The organism is Saccharomonospora sp. (genome assembly GCF_027317685.1).
Taxonomy (GTDB): domain Bacteria; phylum Actinomycetota; class Actinomycetes; order Mycobacteriales; family Pseudonocardiaceae; genus Saccharomonospora.
In genome coordinates, this window is record NZ_DAHVQP010000045.1 from 121,603 (window position 1) to 137,760 (window position 16,158).

Here is a 16,158-nt window from a genome sequence, read left to right on the forward strand (position 1 = left end):
CCGTGCCGCCACCGCTATGGACGCTCTGGACACCACTATGGACGTGTATACACATGCTGATAGGCCCGTCGGTGTTGGTTGGTGGACCAACACCGACGGGCCTTTTTCATATGTGTGGGGTGTTACCACACGCCATTCACGCCGTAAGCTGCGGTGTGTGAGCACATCTCGCCTCCTGGTTATCCAGCCCGACGTAGCCGATCCGCCGGGACCACTCGGTGAATGGTTGGTTGACGCCGGGGCGGAACTCGACGTGCGTTTGATGCCGGACACGAGCCTTCCCGATACCGTCGACGATTACGACGGTGTGGTGTGTCTCGGTGGCGGCATGAATGCCGAGGACGACACTCGGCATCCGTGGCTTGCGGATGTGCGGTCACTGCTCAGCGCATCCGTTGCCGTGGACAAGCCGACCTTGTGTGTATGCCTGGGCGCGCAGCTGCTGGCGGTCGCGGCCGGGGGGCGCGTCACGTTGGGACACGACGGCCCCGAAGTCGGCCCGTCGTTGGTGCTGAAGAAGGACGCGGCATGGACGGACCCACTGTGCGCTGATCTTCCTCTGTTGCCGGACGTGCTGCAATTTCATTCCGACGAGATCGCACAACTCCCACCGAACGCCGTATTGTTGGCGTCATCACCGCGTTATCCGAATCAGGCGTTCCGAATCGGACGTCGAGTTTATGGAATTCAATTCCACATCGAGACCACGGCTGAAGTGGTATTGCGGTGGGCTGCGACGTCCAAATCAAAAGCGGAGGCCGTGCGGCAGAGCGCGTTCGACGAGGAGACCTTGAGGCGTCTTCACGAGGACATGGCGGGAGTGTGGCAACCGTTCGCGCATCGATTCGTCGATCTCGCCGCAGGCCGGTTAGAACCGGCGAAGCCCGAGATCCCGTCGCTGCCGATCGTCGATGGCTGAAAGAGTTCGACCCGCCGCATCAGTCGCTCGTTACGGACTCACCGACAGCCGGGCGCAAGACATGTTGCGCGCGGCGGGATGGTGGACCGACGACGGGCCGTCGGAGAACGCGATCGGGGTGTTGAGTGCGCTCGCCCGCACACCCGATCCGGACCTGGCTTTACTCACATTAGACAGATTTCGAGCCGCCGACGAGGAATCGTGGCAAGAGCTCGACCACACCCTCCATACCAACGTTGTTTTCCGCGCGCGGTTGTTGGCGGTGCTCGGTTGCTCCACCGTTCTCGGAGATCTATTGGTGAGCAACCCCGGTCAGTGGCGACGTCTCGTCCCGTCCTCTTTGACCGTACCGAGGGACTACAGTTCCCGTCTCGCCGATGCGGTCTCCTCCGATAGCGACATGCTGACCGGCATACTGACCGGCTCCGAGGCGGTGCGCGCATTACGGGTGGCATATCGCGGACTGCTGCTGGAGATCGCTGCCGAGGACCTCGCGCACGTGGTGGATCCTCAACTCCACCAGCCTTCGCTGACCGACATCACCCGCGCACTCACGGAGCTGGCCGAGGCCGCGCTACGTGCCGGTCTTCTCGTGGCTCAGCAAGAGGTGGGCCAGAAGGCCGACGGTACGCTCGCCGTCATCGCGATGGGCAAATGTGGTGCCCGGGAACTCAACTACGTCAGCGACGTGGACGTCGTGTTCGTCGGTGGGAGTGATATTCCGACCGCCACACGTCTTGCGACCGCGTTGATGCGAGTGGTCGGGCAGTCGTGCTTCGAGGTCGATGCCGCACTACGGCCCGAAGGCAAAGCCGGTGCGCTCGTGAGATCACTGGACAGCTACGAGTCGTACTACACGAGATGGGCGCGTACCTGGGAGTTCCAGGCTTTGCTCAAAGCGAGACCGGTGGCGGGCGATGTCGAGCTCGGGCAGCGTTACGCCGAGCTCATCGCACCCATGGTGTGGTCGGCGGCCGAGCGCGAGGACTTCGTGGCGGACGTACAACGGATGCGTCGTCGAGTCGAGCGGCATGTGCCCACCGAGATCGTCGACCGGGAGCTCAAACTCGGGCGTGGTGGGTTGCGTGATGTCGAATTCGCCGTGCAGTTGTTGCAACTCGTGCACGGCCGTGTCGATCACACCTTGCGTTCTTCGTCCACCGTGGACGCGCTGGAGGCATTGGGAGCGGGCGGATACGTGGGCCGAGTCGACGCCGCGGAACTACGGGAATCGTACGAGTTCCTGCGTACGGTGGAACACCGATTGCAACTGAGGGGACTGCGGCGCACCCATCTGTTCCCTGAACAGGACGATGTGGAACGACTGCGGTGGCTCGCACGAGCCTGCGCCGTGCGACGGGTCAAGGGCAAGCTCGAAAGCGAGGTCCTGACCACAGAGTTCCGCAGACACGTACGACGGATTCGCCGTCTGCACGAGAAACTGTTCTACCGACCCCTGCTGGAAGCGGTGTCGAAGGTGCCGACCGAGGCACTGCGTCTCACGACCGAACAGGCGGCCAGCAGACTCGCCGCACTCGGATATGTCGCTCCGGACGGTGCGTTGCGGCATATCCAGGCATTGACTTCGGGAGTGTCGCGGCGAGCCGCGATCCAACAGACCCTGCTGCCCGTCCTGTTGGGCCTACTCGCGGACACACCCGACGCCGACGGTGGATTGCTGGCGTACCGGCGCGTGTCCGAGGCACTCGCCGACACCCCGTGGTACTTGCGGGTGCTGCGAGACGAGGGCGCGGTCGTGGAACGCCTCGCCACCATTCTCGGTATGTCGCGGCTGGTGCCGGACCTCCTGGTGAGAGCACCGGAAGTGTTGCGCCTGTTGGGTGATCTCGATGCGTTGACGGGAAAACCCGTCGAAGAGGTGGCGCGCTCGTTACGCGCCGCCGCAGGAAGGCAACAGGGCGTCAAAGCCGCGGTGGCGTCGGCACGGTCACTGCGGCGACACGAACTGCTGCGAGTCGCGTGCGCGGACCTGTTGGGTCTGTTCGATGTGAGGACGGTCTGTGTAGCGCTGTCCTCGGTGTGGACCGCGGTGCTGCAGGTCGCGCTGTCGGCGGCGATCCGACAGCGAACAGGGGAGGCGGGCGGTGAACGCGCACGGATCGCGGTGATCGGCATGGGCCGGTTGGGAAGTGAGGAGCTCGGTTACGGCTCCGACGCGGACGTGCTGTTCGTGTGTGAACCCGCGAACGGTGCCACCGGTGAGGAAGCCGTTAAGTTCGCCACCTCCGTGGCCGAGATGGTACGGGGAACACTCGGCGCGCCGAGCCAGGACCCGCCACTGGTGGTGGACACTGACCTACGGCCGGAAGGGCGCAGCGGGCCTTTGGTGCGCACACTCGAGTCCTACCGCGCCTACTATGCGCGGTGGGGAGAAGTGTGGGAGGCACAGGCCCTACTGCGAGCGCGAGTGGTGGCCGGGGACGACGATCTCGGTGCGAGATTCATCGACATCGTGAACCCGTTGCGCTACCCGGAAAACGGGTTGCCCGCGGACAAGATACGGGAGATCAGACGGATCAAGGCGCGGGTGGAAACCGAACGGTTGCCGCGAGGATCCGATCCCACGACACACACCAAATTCGGCAGAGGCGGCCTCGCCGACGTGGAATGGACGGCGCAGTTGTGGCAACTGCGATATGCGCACGAGATCCCCGAGCTGCGTACAACCTCGACGCTCACCGCGCTGCGGACTCTCGCGGACACCGGACTCGCGGACACCGACGACATCGACGCGCTGGTGTATGCCTGGAAGCTGGCCACGCGCGCCCGCAACATCACGATGCTCGTCAAGGGCAAGCCGTCCGACCAGATTCCCACGTCGGGTAGGGAACTGGCGGCGGTGGCGCGTGCATTCGGTTGTTCCGCCGACGACGATCCCGGTGAGTTCCTCGACAACTACCGCCGCGTCACCCGCCGTGCTCACGCTGTGGTCCAACGGTTGTTCTACGAGTCGTGATCGTCACCGGGCAAGGACGGTGAACGGGCATCCGTCCTATGGTGAAGGCGTGAGTCAGCAGGAGCCGTTTCGTGTTCGTATCAAGGTCCGCCAGTACGAGTTGGACAGCCTCGGCCATGTGAACCATGCCGTGTACCACCAGTACGGCGAGGTCGCCCGGTTGGAGCTGTTCGAGAAGGCCGGCGGCATGGAAAAAGAGTTGCTTGCGAGTGGGATATCGCCGGTTCTGCTGGAGTCACACATCGTTTACCGCCGCGAACTGCGCGCGGGGGACGAGGTCGACGTCACCTGCCGTGCCACGTTCGGCGAGGGCAAGGTCTTCTGGATGCAGAACGAGATCTTCAAACTCGACGGCACGCTCTCGGCGGAGATCAAGTGCACGCTCGGGCTGATGGACCTCACCAAGCGCAAGCTGGTCCCGGCGCCACGCGAGCGGATCGTGGAGGCGGGTCTCGACCTCGACTTGCTCTGCGGCACGGTGTGACCTCCTCCGGTAGAAGAGCCTTCGCCGCGGTGGTGAGGAGTGCACCGGCGTCGCTGCGGTAGGCGGCGATCTCCGAGCCCCGATCCCGTCGGATCCCACGAACGGCCCACTCGGTTGAGGACCGGTGGGCCGTTCGTCAGTGCCGTTTTCGGCGCCGCCATGCGCTCACACGTCGTAGTACAGGGCGAACTCGTAGGGATGCGGGCGCAGGCGCAGTGCCTCGATCTCGTTCTCCCGCTTGTACGAGATCCACGTCTCGATCACATCCGGGGTGAACACGCCGCCCTCCAACAGGAAGTCATGGTTGGATTCCAGCGCGTCGAGCGCGGTCTCCAGGTCCCCCGGCACCAGCTTGACGTCCTTGGCCTCCTCGGGCGGCAGCTCGTAGAGGTCCTTGTCGATGGGATCCGGCGGCTCGATCTTGTTCTTGATGCCGTCGAGGCCGGCCATCGCCATCGCCGCGAACGCCAGATACGGGTTACCGGACGAATCAGGGCAACGGAACTCGATCCGCTTGGCCTTCGCGTTACTGCCGGTGATCGGAATACGGACACACGCTGAGCGGTTCCGCTGTGAATACACCAGGCTGACCGGAGCTTCGTAACCCGGCACCAACCGGTGGTAGGAGTTGATCGTCGGGTTGGTGAACGCCAGCAGACTCGGCGCGTGCGTCAAGATGCCGCCGATGTAGTGCCGTGCCATGTCCGACAAGCCCGCGTACCCGGACTCGTCGTAGAACAACGGCTCCCCGTCCTTCCACAGCGACTGGTGGCAGTGCATGCCGGAACCGTTGTCGCCGAACAGCGGCTTCGGCATGAAAGTCACGGTTTTGCCCGCGGCGAAGGCCGTGTTCTTGACGATGTACTTGAACAGCTGCAGGTCGTCGGCCGCGTGCAGCAGGGTGTTGAACTTGTAGTTGATCTCGGTTTGTCCCGCGGTGCCCACCTCGTGGTGAGCGCGTTCCAGAACGAAACCCGATTCGATCAGTGTCCGGGAGATGTCGTCGCGCAGGTCGGCATAGTGGTCCGCAGGGGGAACCGGGAAGTAGCCACCCTTGAACTTGGTCTTGTAGCCCTTGTTGCCGCCCTCCTCGACCCGGCCGGTGTTCCACCAACCCTCGATCGAATCGATCTCGTGGAAGGTCGCGTTCTCGGAGGAGTCGAAGCGCACCGAGTCGAAGATGTAGAACTCCGCCTCGGGACCGAAGAACGCTGTGTCAGCGATGCCGGACTCGGCGATGTACTGCTCGGCCTTACGCGCGATGTTGCGTGGATCCCTGCTGTACGGCTCCCGCGTGAAAGGATCGTGGACGAAGAAGTTCAGTGACAGGGTCGTGTGCTTGCGGAACGGGTCGACGCGAGCGGTGTCCGGGTCGGGGAACAGCAGCATGTCGGACTCGTGAATCGACTGAAATCCACGGATCGACGACCCGTCGAACGCCAGCCCCTCCTCGAACACCCCCGCGTCGAACGTCGATGCGGGGATGGTGAAGTGCTGCATGACGCCCGGTAGGTCACAGAACCGCACGTCGACAAACTGCACGCCCTCGTCCGCGATCAGACGGAGGACATCGTCCGGAGTAGTGGACACCCTGGGTGGCTCCTTCTCATTCGGTGCCGGCGGCAGTGTTCTTCAGGTTCTTCAGGTTCTTCAAGCTCTCGTGCTTCTCGTCGATTCACAGTAAAAGGGTGGTGTTGCCCGACCGTCACCTCGATGTTTCGCGCGTGTTAACTGGTTCGGGGATCGCAAGACGCAACACCAATGAGTTGACCAGGGCGAACGGGACGAACGCACGAGGAATACCCTGGACGAGTGGCACGATGGACCGGTGAATGGCTGTCAACACTTTCGTCCGGGGAAGCGCACACGGGAGAACCCTCGCGTTGGCCGGGCGAGCGCCTCGGCCTGCCCGAACACGGGCCGAGCTCTGTCGCGGGACCGGGACGGCGCCTGCTGGCCCTGGTGGTCGACCTGGTCGTCGCATCGCTTCTGACGGCGATCTTCACCCGCCCCGACTACTCCGACGTGGGCGGCATGCAGGCACACAACCTCTGGTCGCTGGTGACTTGGATCGTCATCACAGTGGTACCCGTGACGTTCTCCGGATTCACCCCGGGGATGGCGTTGGCCGGTATCCGAGTGGCGCGGCTCGACGGGCACACGACCGTGGGATTGTGGCGGGCGGCCCTGCGGTGTGTGCTGACGTTCTTCCTCATTCCCGCCATCGTGCGCAACGCCGACGGCCGAGGTTGGCACGACAGACTCACCAACACCGTCGTCGTGACAATGCGCTGATGGCGGTCAGCCCGCCACCAGCGCCAGCATCGATCGGTCAGCGGCGCCGAATGGTCCGTTGCACGTTCCTCATCTTGGCGCCCTGAGGCATCGGCCCCTTCGGCATGGCCGCGCCCCGGTTACCCAACGCGGCGAGCTTCGCCTCCAGCGCGTCGACCTCCCGGCCCCTCAGGTTGCGCGGAAGCTTCATGAGGTAGCTCTGCAGTTTCCGCAGCGGCACCTGGCCCTCGTCCGTGCCCACGATCACGTCGTAGATCGGGGTGTCACCCACGAGCCGCGCGATGCGTTTCTTCTCCTGCGCCAGCAGGTTCTTCACCCGGTGCGGCGCGCCTTCGCCCACCAGGATGACGCCGGGACCACCCAGCACGCGGTGCACGGCGTCAAGGTGCGTCGTCGCGGCGACGGTCTGGGTCACCCGCCAACGCCCACGCAGGTTGTCCAACGCCCACGCGGCCGCGCCGGGCTGCCCCTCGGCCTTCGTGTAAACCGTCTTCTGCACCCGACGGCCGAACACGATCATGGCGGCGAGCAGGCCCAGCATGATGCCGATGGGCAACAGCCACCACTGAATGCCCATGAGCCAACCGAGGCCGAAGACCGCACCGGCCACGATGAGGAACCATCCCAGCATCCACGGGATGAGGGCTTTGTCTTCCTTGCGTTGCATCGAGAACGCTTGGAAGATCTGCGCCCGCCTCGCCTTACTGGCCGCGCGCTTCTCCTTCTTGGCCTGCTTGGCAGCTTCTTTGTCCTGCTTTCCCGCCATAATCACCCAGGATACGGGCGTCCGGGTGGGCGTCGGCTCGTCGGTCCCCTCTGCGAGGATGCGGGAGTGGTCAGCACACATCGCTCGAACCGGTCACAAGGCCCCCTCGAGGGGCTCGACCCGGAACAGCGCGCGGCCGCGAGCGCTCCACGTGGCCCGGTGTGCGTGCTCGCGGGTGCGGGGACAGGCAAGACCCGAACGATCACACACCGCATCGCCTACCTGGTACGACAAGGTCATGTCGCGGCCACGCAGGTACTCGCGGTGACGTTCACGGCCCGCGCCGCGGGTGAGCTTCGGGCCAGACTCCGGCAACTGGGCGTCGACGGGGCACAGGCCCGGACGTTTCACGCCGCGGCCCTGCGCCAACTGCGGTACTTCTGGCCGCGTGTGGTGGGCGACTCCCAATGGGAACTGCTCGACGGCAACAAGCTCCGGCTCGTGGGCCACGCCGCGAACAAGGTGGGACTCCCCACCGAGACGGAGACACTGCGAGACCTCGCCGGTGAAATCGAGTGGGCCAAGGCCTGTCTCATCGGCCCCGACGACTATCCGGCCGTCGCGCAGTCCCGGCGTCGCGACATCGGACACCCCACCGAGCGAGTCGCCGAGGCGTACCGGACATACGAACAGATCAAAAACGACCGTCGGTTGCTCGACTTCGACGACCTGCTCCTGCACACGACAGCCGCGTTGGAAGAACACCGCGGCGTCGCCGAGGAATTCCGTAACCAATACCGCTGCTTCGTCGTGGACGAATACCAGGACATCACCCCGGCGCAGCAGCGGCTGCTCGACGCATGGCTCGGCGGACGCGATGACCTGACGGTGGTCGGTGACGCCAACCAGACGATCTATTCCTTCGGCGGGGCCTCTCCACGACCCCTGCTCGACTTCACCCGGCGATACCCCGACGCCACCGTGGTCCGGCTCGAACGGGACTACCGGTCCACGCCCCAGATCGTCGAGCTGGCCAACAAAGTTATCAGCGGGGCCAGAGGGCGGCCCGCGGGCTCCCGATTGCGGCTCGTGGGGCAGCGGCCGGACGGGCCCCGGCCGACCTTCGCCGAGTACGACGACGAGCCCGCCGAAGCCGCCGCCGTCGCACAGCGCATCCGGGACCTCATCGGCAGTGGTGTTCCGGCGAGTGAGATCGCCGTACTGTTCCGGGTCAACGCGCAGTCGGAGACTTACGAACGCGCTCTCTCCGACGTCGGAGTCCCGTACCAGGTGCGCGGTGGCGAGCGTTTCTTCGCCAGGCCGGAGGTCCGGCAGGCGGCCTCGGCCCTGAAAGCCGCCGCCGCGGCGGCGGAGTCGAAGGAAACGCCGACCGAACTGACGTCGGCGGTGAAACGCGTGCTCGAACCCCTCGGGCTGAGTGCGAAGCAACCCACCGGTGGCGCGGCCCGTGAACGGTGGAGCGGACTGCGCGCACTGTACGAGCTGGCGGAGGACCTCGTGGCCACCGTGGAGAACCCGACACTGGCGCGCTACGTCGCCGAACTCGAACAGCGTGCTTCCGCCCAGCACCCACCGGCGGTGGACGGAGTGACGCTGGCGTCCCTGCACGCGGCCAAGGGACTCGAATGGGATGCGGTGTTCCTCGTCGGGCTCGCCGAGGGCACCGTGCCGATCCAGCACGCCACCACCGAGGACGCCGTCGAGGAAGAACGAAGGCTGTTCTACGTCGGCGTCACCAGGGCCAGGGAGCACTTGTCGCTGACGTGGTCGCTGTCCCGCACCCCGGGCAGGCGGCCCTACCGCAGGCGTAGTCGATTCCTGTACGGTCTCCTGCCCGAGGACCAACCAGCCGCCCGGACCCGTCGGCCGCCTCGCCGACGCTCCGGGGCCAAGGTGTTCTGCCGGATGTGCGAACGCAGCTTGGAATCCGCCCTGGAGATCAAGATCGGGCGTTGCGCGGATTGTCCTTCGGACGTCGACGAAGAGCTTCTGGAGCGACTCAGACAGTGGCGATCCGCGAGGGCGAAGGAGTTGAACGTCCCGGCGTTCGTCGTGTTCACCGACGCCACGCTGGTTGCCATCGCGGAACAGCGCCCCACGGATGCTCGCGGGCTCGTCGGGATCTCCGGCATCGGTGCCACGAAGCTGGAGCGGTTCGGCGACGACATCCTGGCCGTGGTCAACGAGGGCGACGGCCACGGCGACGTGTGAACGTGCGCGAAAAACCGCAGGTCATGCGACTTTCTCGCGGAAGTGGGGAGTTTTTCGAAAAATAAGTTGCCGCATCCGTTGCGGAGCAATAGCCTGCAAGCACTGAGTGGGATCGTGTGACCTCGTCCGCCCTTTCCGGGCCGAGGTCGCCGGATAGCGAGAGGAGGTGTCAGAGATGAAGCTCAACTGGGTGAACGACATCGCTGGCACGCCGCTGTCCGGAATTGGCGCCACGGCCACCCGTGAGTGTCGACACCGTTTGGCGTCCCGGAATGTGCAGCAGAGCCCGGGGACAAGTGTGTCCTTCTACGGACAGACCGTTCCCTTTGCTGTGGCCGGCGATGTCGAAGTCGTCAGCCCGATGCCTCGTCGTATGACCGCCGACCTTCCGGCGCAGTTCTGGGTTCCGTTGTGCCCACAGGAGAGTGTCCCCTGACCTGAGAGTCAGGAGTGCAGGCTCACAAAGGCCGCGGAACCGTTCACCGGATCCGCGGCCTTTGTGCTGTTTCGGGCCGGACGTCGACTGAACCAGGTAACGCACAACACGAAGGAGAAACACGAATGCCATCGGCAACCGCCTTCACGTCAGGGAAGGCGCTCACCGACGACCAAGTCGATACCACCGGAGTGGCGGAGCTACTCGACTCGGTCGCCACGCCGGAGGCCGCTCTACCGTGCCGATCGGGTGACGCGGACCTGTGGTTCGCCGAAGCACCCGCGGAGCTGGAGCGAGCGAAACACCTGTGCGGTGACTGCCCTGTGAGGGCGTCATGTCTTGCGGGGGCACTCGCCCGGCGTGAGCCGTGGGGAGTCTGGGGCGGCGAGATCTTCGAGAAGGGCTCGATCGTGGCGCGGAAACGGCCTCGTGGTCGCCCGCGTAAGCATCCCGTCGTTCCCACGGATCATCCGGCGCCCTCGCAGCGGACATCTGAACGGCGGACATCTGAACAGCGGAGTGCAGCATGACTTTCCCACACGTCAGTGGCCGTGGTTTTTCCGTGGAGCCCAACAGCGCTTTTCCGACATTGAACACCGAGAACACCAAAACGAGCACCAAGGAGCGCACCGCCATGTTGATTCACGAAGAACTCGCCCGAGAACGAATACGGGATATGCTGCAATCGGCTTCCGGGCAACGCCGGGCCCGCTGTGTCAGGAGCGCTCAGAGGTGGATGCGCGTGGCAGCCTGGGCGCAGCGTCGGGCGCGTCGATTCGATCTGTGTCCTTCTGTGTCCTTCGGAAAGGAGTTCTTCACGCCATGTCCGCTACGCATGACGACATCGACTGGGCCACTCGGCTCACGGCGATGCGTAGGTCCGACGCTCTGCAACACGAATCGCTGCAGCAGGTGGCGGCCAGATTGGCGGCGAACCTCGGGCCTGATCCGGTCGTGGTGGATGCGGGATGTGGCTCCGGTGGGATGAGCGCAGCATTGGCCTCGGTGCTGCGACACAACGGTGGTGGTCGACTCGTTCTCGTCGACGCCACCGAGGAACTCCTGGAGGCAGCACAAAAGGCGGCTTCGGCGGCCGGGGGTGAAACCGTCACGGTGACGACGGTGAACGCGGACGTCGGTACCGCTTCGTCGGTCTCCCGACTGCCGTCGGCCGACCTGGTGTGGGCATCGGGAATGGTGCATCACCTGCCCGATCAGCAGGCGGGCGTGGCCACACTGGCCGACCTACTCGCGCCGGGTGGAACACTGGCCCTCGCCGAGGGAGGACTGAACCAGAAGACTCTGCCCTGGGACCTTGGGGTGGGGCGTCCGGGACTGGAGGACCGGCTCCACGCGGCACACAACGCGTGGTTCCACGACCTACGCTCCGCCATGGACGGCGTGGTGGACATGCCCTACGGCTGGACAACCGCTCTGGCTCGCGCCGGGCTTGAGGAACCGACGTCGTTCGGTTACCTCGTGGAACACCCGGCTCCCACCTCCGACACTGTGCGTGAACACGTGGTGGAACATCTCGCGTGGATGGCGGAAATCCTGCACGACTACCTGGCTTCGGACGACCGCGATACGCTCGCCGAGCTGACCGACCCCGCCGGTTCTCATTACCTCGGTGCCCGCGACGACCTGTTCTTGCTCAGCGCCCGGTCCGTGTACACGGCGCGGCGTCCGCACTGAGGACCCCATCGCGAGTCAGACGGCAGCGCCACGTGCTTCGGACCGCACACGAGGACGAGGCCGCGCCGCTGCCCGGCGGAACGCGCGAACCAACTCGGCGATGACGACATCACCGTGGTGATACAGCATCGGAGGCGCCGTGGACACCAGCACCACGCCCGCCGTCGACAGAGCGAGTTTGTCGCGTTCGTCTTTCGGGAGTCGTGATACCCCGGGGGAGGGGGCGGTCAGCGACCACCCCATGCCGACATCGTCCCACCACGCGTCGACCATGCCGAGGCGCCGACCTGTCGAATCGGTGATCGTCACGTCCCAGCGCGGTGGCGGTAGAGGACAGCGACGCGCGAGATATCGCGCTACCCGGCGCAGGCGGCCCTCGGCCGTGTGCGCCAGCGCTCTCAACTGGGCACGTACCGCCGCGGAGCCCCGCTGATTGCCCCGGTCGAGCTCGGTGACGAGCTCGTCGAGAGTGCACAGATCCTTCTGTACCGGAACGGTCAGCAAGGACCGCAGACGGTCGGGATCGCTTTCTCGGCGAGCAGCGTCGATCACGGCTCGCGCCGGCGGCGCGAACGGCAGTTCGTCTCTGACGATCGGCGTCGGCATCCGTGTCGTGCGTTCTACGGCCACGAATGCCGGAGGCGTCAGTCGGCGTTGCGCGGACACGAGTGCGTGGATGAAATGTGGAACGGGCAAAGGAACTCCATGCGCTCGCAGCGCGTCCACACCCGTGATCACGCTGTCGTCCCCGAGATACGCGACGGCGGCCTGTTGTAGGTGACGGCGAGTCGGTTCCCCAGTGCCGAGCATGACGACTCCCGTAGCGAGCCGACGCCACGGCCCACCGGGCCGGCAGCGCTTCGTGATCGTGCTCGGATGGAAGCCGAGCGCTTTCAACTGTGCAACCGACATCACGCGCGCCCGAGGGTCACAGAGAGCGCTGGGAGTAGTGGCGGCTGAGAACATCGACGCCATCATGCGGGTGGAATGGGCGCCGGCGGGCTGTGCGGCACGGGTTGTCGTCGTCATGCCCCGAGCCTGCACTTCCCGGCAAGATCATCTCTGCTCGTTAGCCGAGTTGTGGACAACTCGCACCTGCGAACGGAGCTTGCGGGTAAGTGCTTGGCCTGCCTGTGGACAACTTCGTGCTCAGTCCGGTCTCAATCGGCGAAGCCGGGTTGCCACCGCTCGACGATGGTACGTACGGGAAGCTCCGCCTCCAATTGGCACAGGATGCCGATGGCACCCGCCGTCACCCTGTGGATCAACAGCCACTGTGGCGGCAGATTGAGCGAACGCCCGGTATGGAAATCCTGGTTGCGGGAATCGCCCATCCGTATGGCCTGTTTCTGCGCCCACCGGCGCGTGAAGTGAAATGTCTCGTCGGCGAGCGGCGCGACCAGCGGTGACAGCCACGTGTAGACGTCGTCGGCGTCGAGTCCCACCTCGGGACGTACGAAACCCTCGGCGCGCAGCAACTCGAACAGTTCCTCGGACCGGCCCTCCAGGGCGAGCCGCATCATGACACCGAGTGTGTAGGGGGCGCCGTCGGGGAGGTTCGCGACGGCACCGAAGTCGATGACGCAGAGCCTTCCGTCGTCGAGCAACATGAAGTTGCCGGGGTGAGGGTCCGAATGCAGCAAGTGCACTCTGGCCGGCGACGAGTAGTGGAACTCGGCCAGCAAGCGACCCGCCTCGTTGCGTTGTTCGACGCTACCGGCAGCGATGATCTCGGAGTACGGGGTGCCGGTGACCCATTCCGAGACGATCACCTTCGGTGAGCTCGCCACGACTTTCGGCACGAACACCTGGTCGTCGCCGTGGAACGCCTTGGCGAACCGTCGTTGGTTGTCGGCCTCCGTCCGGTAGTCGAGCTCTTCGTCCATGCGCCTGGCGAGTTCGGCCAACAGCGGTTTCACTTCGGTGCCCGGTACGAGCGTCTGGAACAGCCTGCTGAAGCGCTGCAACTGTTTCAAGTCGCTGCGGAGGGCTTCGTCCGCACCGGGATACTGCACCTTGACCGCGACATGCCTGCCGTCATGCCATACCGCTCGATGCACCTGTCCGATGCTTGCCGCCGCGGCGGGCTCGTCGTCGAACTCCGCGAACCGTTGGGTCCACGAACTGCCGAGCTGTTCCGCCAGCACACGCCGTGTCTGACGGGACGACATCGGTGGCGCCGCCGACTGGAGCCTGGTCAGCGCCTCCCGATACGGGGCGGCGAGTTCCTCGGGCACAGCCGCCTCGAACACGCTCAGTGCCTGCCCGAACTTCATGGCGCCGCCCTTGAGCGTGCCCAGCACCTCGAACAGTTGCTCGGCAGCCTTCGCCGATAGCGCGGCATTGACGTCCTCGGCGCTCTGACCGGTGAGTCGTCGGCCCCAACCGCCCACGGCTCGACCCGCAATACCCAGCGGCAGGCTTGCCAGCTTCGCCGTCCGTGCCATTGTCCGGCGAGGGATCGAAGTATCCGGCTGGTCGTCGAGGTAGTCGTGGGAGTCCGTCACGACAGCGATTCTGCCCTCTGAAGCAAGGCTTGTGCATTGATTTCGGGATGCGGAAGTAAGTCACAGGTGTGCCCGGTGCCGCCTCGCGCCGCATGAGCAGCGTGGGTGCGGTGGCCACTCCCTCCTACGCACGACTCCTGTGATGCAGTCGAGTTCGAGTGTCGCGTTCCAGGTCGGCGGGGGCGCCGCGCCGGGCGACGGAGCAGACAGCGACGACAACGTCGACAGGACCTGTCCTGTGGTCAGAGCCGCGGTGCCGTGGACGCTGGTGAGGTCGGCCTGGTGGTAGCGCCCGGCAAGCTGGCTCGCGACCCGAGGCCAGCACGAGTCGAACCCGGTGCGATGAAGGTCCGCGCAGTGTGCGCAACTGCTCCGGCCTGGCACGACCAGAGGTCCGACGATGCCGATGCCCTCTCTGACCCGTGTGATCAGGTGCGGTGTACCCGTCGCGACCAATTCGGTGAGGACCTCCGGGGCGGGCACGACCGCGTCGGTGAGGACGACCAGGTCGATGGCCTGCGCCGAGCGGAGGCGGGCCAACCGGATCTCAGGGTTGATCCGACGCGCGATCGCGCGGAGTGCGGCCCGACGGTCGAGCCCGACGTCGTCATCGCGAAAACCCGACCCTACATCGGACTCGGACACCACGCCGTTGGCGGCCAGGCCCAGCCGTCCCACCCCGGACGCGGCGAGCAGTGTGGTGACGGCCGCCGCCAAGCGTCCACCCCCGTGGATGCCGACCGAGTACGACATGGGCGCGAACGCGGAGGACGGCTCGGGCGCGCCCAGGTTGGGTGTCGTGGCCCGTTCTCCGTTTTCGCCGTGTCCTCCGTGTCCTCCGCCTCGTGGTTCCGCGTCTTCCACCAGGCCGCGCTCGGTGAGGCCTCGCAGTACCGCGCACAGCCTGTCGGCGTGTTCGTCCTGTACGAGGGCCAACAGGGCCGCCGTGCTGCGCCTTCCGTCCAGTCCGCGCAGGACGTCCATGATGATGGGCGGGAGGTCGGTGGCGACCACGGCGTGCCGGGGGTCCAAGCCGATCTGGATCTCGTTGGCCCGACGTTCCACCACGGGCAGCCCGGGCCGAAGGCGCGGACGCCGTGGCAATGACACACGCGAAGACACACGCGAAGTCGCCTGTGATGGTGGTCCGGTCATGCGCCCACTGTGGCGTTGCACCGCCCCGTTCGCACGTCACGTAATCGAGTTATCCACAGATAGACACAATTGTGGACAACTCCATGTGATCCGAATCCGTGATCGCTGCGGTGTCGGTCCTTGGCTCTACGGTTATCCCCGTGGCCGATGCACGGGTTCCCTCGCTCAGGAATCGGAACAGGACACAGCGGAACTCCCAGCCCTCCGCTGAGAACGAACAGAAAGTCGAGGTTCGGCGGAGCCCTCGCCGCCGCCGAACGGTCACCGCATACCGGGACGGTGACACAACGGTCGTACTGATCCCCGCCACCATGACCAAGGCGGAGGAGAAGCACTGGGTTGCCGAGATGCAGCGCAAGCTCCAGCGCGCGGAGAGCCGGCGCGCGAGTCCTGCGCGGGCGTCGGACGAGGCACTGCTGTTGCGTTGTACGCAACTATCGCGGCGTTACCTCGACGGGACCGCCCAGCCGGCGAGTGTGCGGTGGGTGCCACCGATGCGTACTCGCTGGGCGTCATGCACGCCCGCCGACCGAACCATCCGGGTGAGCGAACGGCTTCGCGAGGTGCCCTCGTGGGTGCTCGACTACGTTCTCGTGCACGAACTGGCGCACCTACGCGTCACCGAGCACAACCGCGAGTTCTGGAACCTGGTCAACCGGTACCCCAAGACCGAACGGGCCATCGGGTACCTGGAGGGCCTCTCCGCCGCCGAACGACTCTGGGCTTCGCGCCCCGAACACGACTGAACCGAA

The 16,158-nt window shown here is 65.5% G+C and carries 13 protein-coding genes; 8 read left to right on the top strand and 5 right to left on the bottom strand.

Annotated features, from left to right (window positions below; genetic code table 11):
* Nucleotides 1-157: 157 nt before the first annotated feature.
* The 3 genes from M7H19_RS05905 to M7H19_RS05915 are packed head-to-tail and all read left to right on the top strand — an operon-like array spanning nt 158 to nt 4,380.
* Complete coding sequence (locus M7H19_RS05905; RefSeq protein WP_298177972.1) at nt 158-919, top strand: type 1 glutamine amidotransferase; 762 nt, start codon at nt 158-160, stop codon at nt 917-919.
* Complete coding sequence (locus tag M7H19_RS05910) at nt 912-3,896, top strand: bifunctional [glutamine synthetase] adenylyltransferase/[glutamine synthetase]-adenylyl-L-tyrosine phosphorylase (RefSeq protein ID WP_298177974.1); 2,985 nt, start codon at nt 912-914, stop codon at nt 3,894-3,896. The genes M7H19_RS05905 and M7H19_RS05910 overlap by 8 nt, the downstream gene beginning before the upstream one ends.
* Before the next feature lie 49 nt (nt 3,897-3,945).
* The gene (locus tag M7H19_RS05915; RefSeq protein ID WP_298177976.1) at nt 3,946-4,380 is read left to right on the top strand and encodes an acyl-CoA thioesterase; all 435 of its coding nucleotides are present in this window, start codon (nt 3,946-3,948) and stop codon (nt 4,378-4,380) included.
* A gap of 165 nt (nt 4,381-4,545) precedes the next feature.
* Here the strand turns inward: M7H19_RS05915 and glnA are convergent, their stop codons facing one another.
* A complete protein-coding gene (glnA, locus tag M7H19_RS05920) occupies nt 4,546-5,970 on the bottom strand; it encodes a type I glutamate--ammonia ligase (protein ID WP_298177979.1) in 1,425 nt (474 codons plus the stop codon).
* Between the two features lie 222 nt (nt 5,971-6,192).
* Here glnA and M7H19_RS05925 point away from each other — a divergent pair, with 222 nt between their 5' ends.
* Complete coding sequence (locus tag M7H19_RS05925) at nt 6,193-6,675, top strand: RDD family protein (RefSeq protein WP_298177981.1); 483 nt, start codon at nt 6,193-6,195, stop codon at nt 6,673-6,675.
* A gap of 37 nt (nt 6,676-6,712) precedes the next feature.
* Here M7H19_RS05925 and M7H19_RS05930 read toward each other — a convergent pair whose 3' ends face one another.
* Nucleotides 6,713-7,441 (bottom strand): DUF4191 domain-containing protein, encoded by a 729-nt coding sequence (locus M7H19_RS05930; protein WP_298177983.1) that lies wholly within the window; start codon nt 7,439-7,441, stop codon nt 6,713-6,715.
* Between the two features lie 66 nt (nt 7,442-7,507).
* Between M7H19_RS05930 and M7H19_RS05935 the strand changes: the two genes are divergently transcribed.
* The 3 genes from M7H19_RS05935 to M7H19_RS05945 all read left to right on the top strand — a co-directional run bounded on the left by M7H19_RS05935 (nt 7,508) and on the right by M7H19_RS05945 (nt 11,744).
* Nucleotides 7,508-9,613 carry an ATP-dependent DNA helicase UvrD2 gene (locus M7H19_RS05935; RefSeq protein WP_298177985.1) on the top strand — a complete coding sequence of 702 codons (2,106 nt, stop codon included), beginning with the start codon at nt 7,508-7,510 and terminating at the stop codon, nt 9,611-9,613.
* 561 nt (nt 9,614-10,174) lie between these two features.
* Nucleotides 10,175-10,579, top strand: coding sequence for a WhiB family transcriptional regulator (locus M7H19_RS05940; RefSeq protein ID WP_298177987.1), 405 nt, complete (start codon nt 10,175-10,177; stop codon nt 10,577-10,579).
* A gap of 292 nt (nt 10,580-10,871) precedes the next feature.
* Nucleotides 10,872-11,744: a class I SAM-dependent methyltransferase gene (locus M7H19_RS05945; RefSeq protein ID WP_298177989.1), complete on the top strand. Its 873-nt coding sequence runs from the start codon at nt 10,872-10,874 to the stop codon at nt 11,742-11,744.
* Nucleotides 11,745-11,759: 15 nt separating this feature from the next.
* Here the strand turns inward: M7H19_RS05945 and M7H19_RS05950 are convergent, their stop codons facing one another.
* The 3 genes from M7H19_RS05950 to M7H19_RS05960 all read right to left on the bottom strand — a co-directional run bounded on the left by M7H19_RS05950 (nt 11,760) and on the right by M7H19_RS05960 (nt 15,406).
* The gene (locus tag M7H19_RS05950) at nt 11,760-12,773 is read right to left on the bottom strand and encodes a hypothetical protein (RefSeq protein ID WP_298177991.1); all 1,014 of its coding nucleotides are present in this window, start codon (nt 12,771-12,773) and stop codon (nt 11,760-11,762) included.
* A 131-nt stretch (nt 12,774-12,904) separates the two neighbouring features.
* On the bottom strand, nt 12,905-14,251 hold the full coding sequence (locus tag M7H19_RS05955; protein WP_298177994.1) for an AarF/UbiB family protein: 1,347 nt from the start codon (nt 14,249-14,251) through the stop codon (nt 12,905-12,907).
* A gap of 60 nt (nt 14,252-14,311) precedes the next feature.
* Complete coding sequence (locus M7H19_RS05960) at nt 14,312-15,406, bottom strand: hypothetical protein (RefSeq protein ID WP_298177996.1); 1,095 nt, start codon at nt 15,404-15,406, stop codon at nt 14,312-14,314.
* Nucleotides 15,407-15,546: 140 nt separating this feature from the next.
* Here M7H19_RS05960 and M7H19_RS05965 point away from each other — a divergent pair, with 140 nt between their 5' ends.
* Nucleotides 15,547-16,152, top strand: coding sequence for a M48 family metallopeptidase (locus M7H19_RS05965; RefSeq protein ID WP_298177998.1), 606 nt, complete (start codon nt 15,547-15,549; stop codon nt 16,150-16,152).
* Nucleotides 16,153-16,158: the final 6 nt, after the last annotated feature.

Excerpts from the sequence above, each read along its gene's own strand:
- M7H19_RS05940 (WP_298177987.1), top strand. The coding sequence starts at position 10,175 with ATGCCATCGGCAACCGCCTTCACGTCAGGGAAGGCGCTCACCGACGAC.
- M7H19_RS05910 (WP_298177974.1), top strand. The coding sequence starts at position 912 with ATGGCTGAAAGAGTTCGACCCGCCGCATCAGTCGCTCGTTACGGACTC.
- M7H19_RS05930 (WP_298177983.1), bottom strand. The coding sequence starts at position 7,441 with ATGGCGGGAAAGCAGGACAAAGAAGCTGCCAAGCAGGCCAAGAAGGAG.
- M7H19_RS05945 (WP_298177989.1), top strand. The coding sequence starts at position 10,872 with ATGTCCGCTACGCATGACGACATCGACTGGGCCACTCGGCTCACGGCG.
- M7H19_RS05960 (WP_298177996.1), bottom strand. The coding sequence starts at position 15,406 with ATGACCGGACCACCATCACAGGCGACTTCGCGTGTGTCTTCGCGTGTG.
- M7H19_RS05950 (WP_298177991.1), bottom strand. The coding sequence starts at position 12,773 with ATGACGACGACAACCCGTGCCGCACAGCCCGCCGGCGCCCATTCCACC.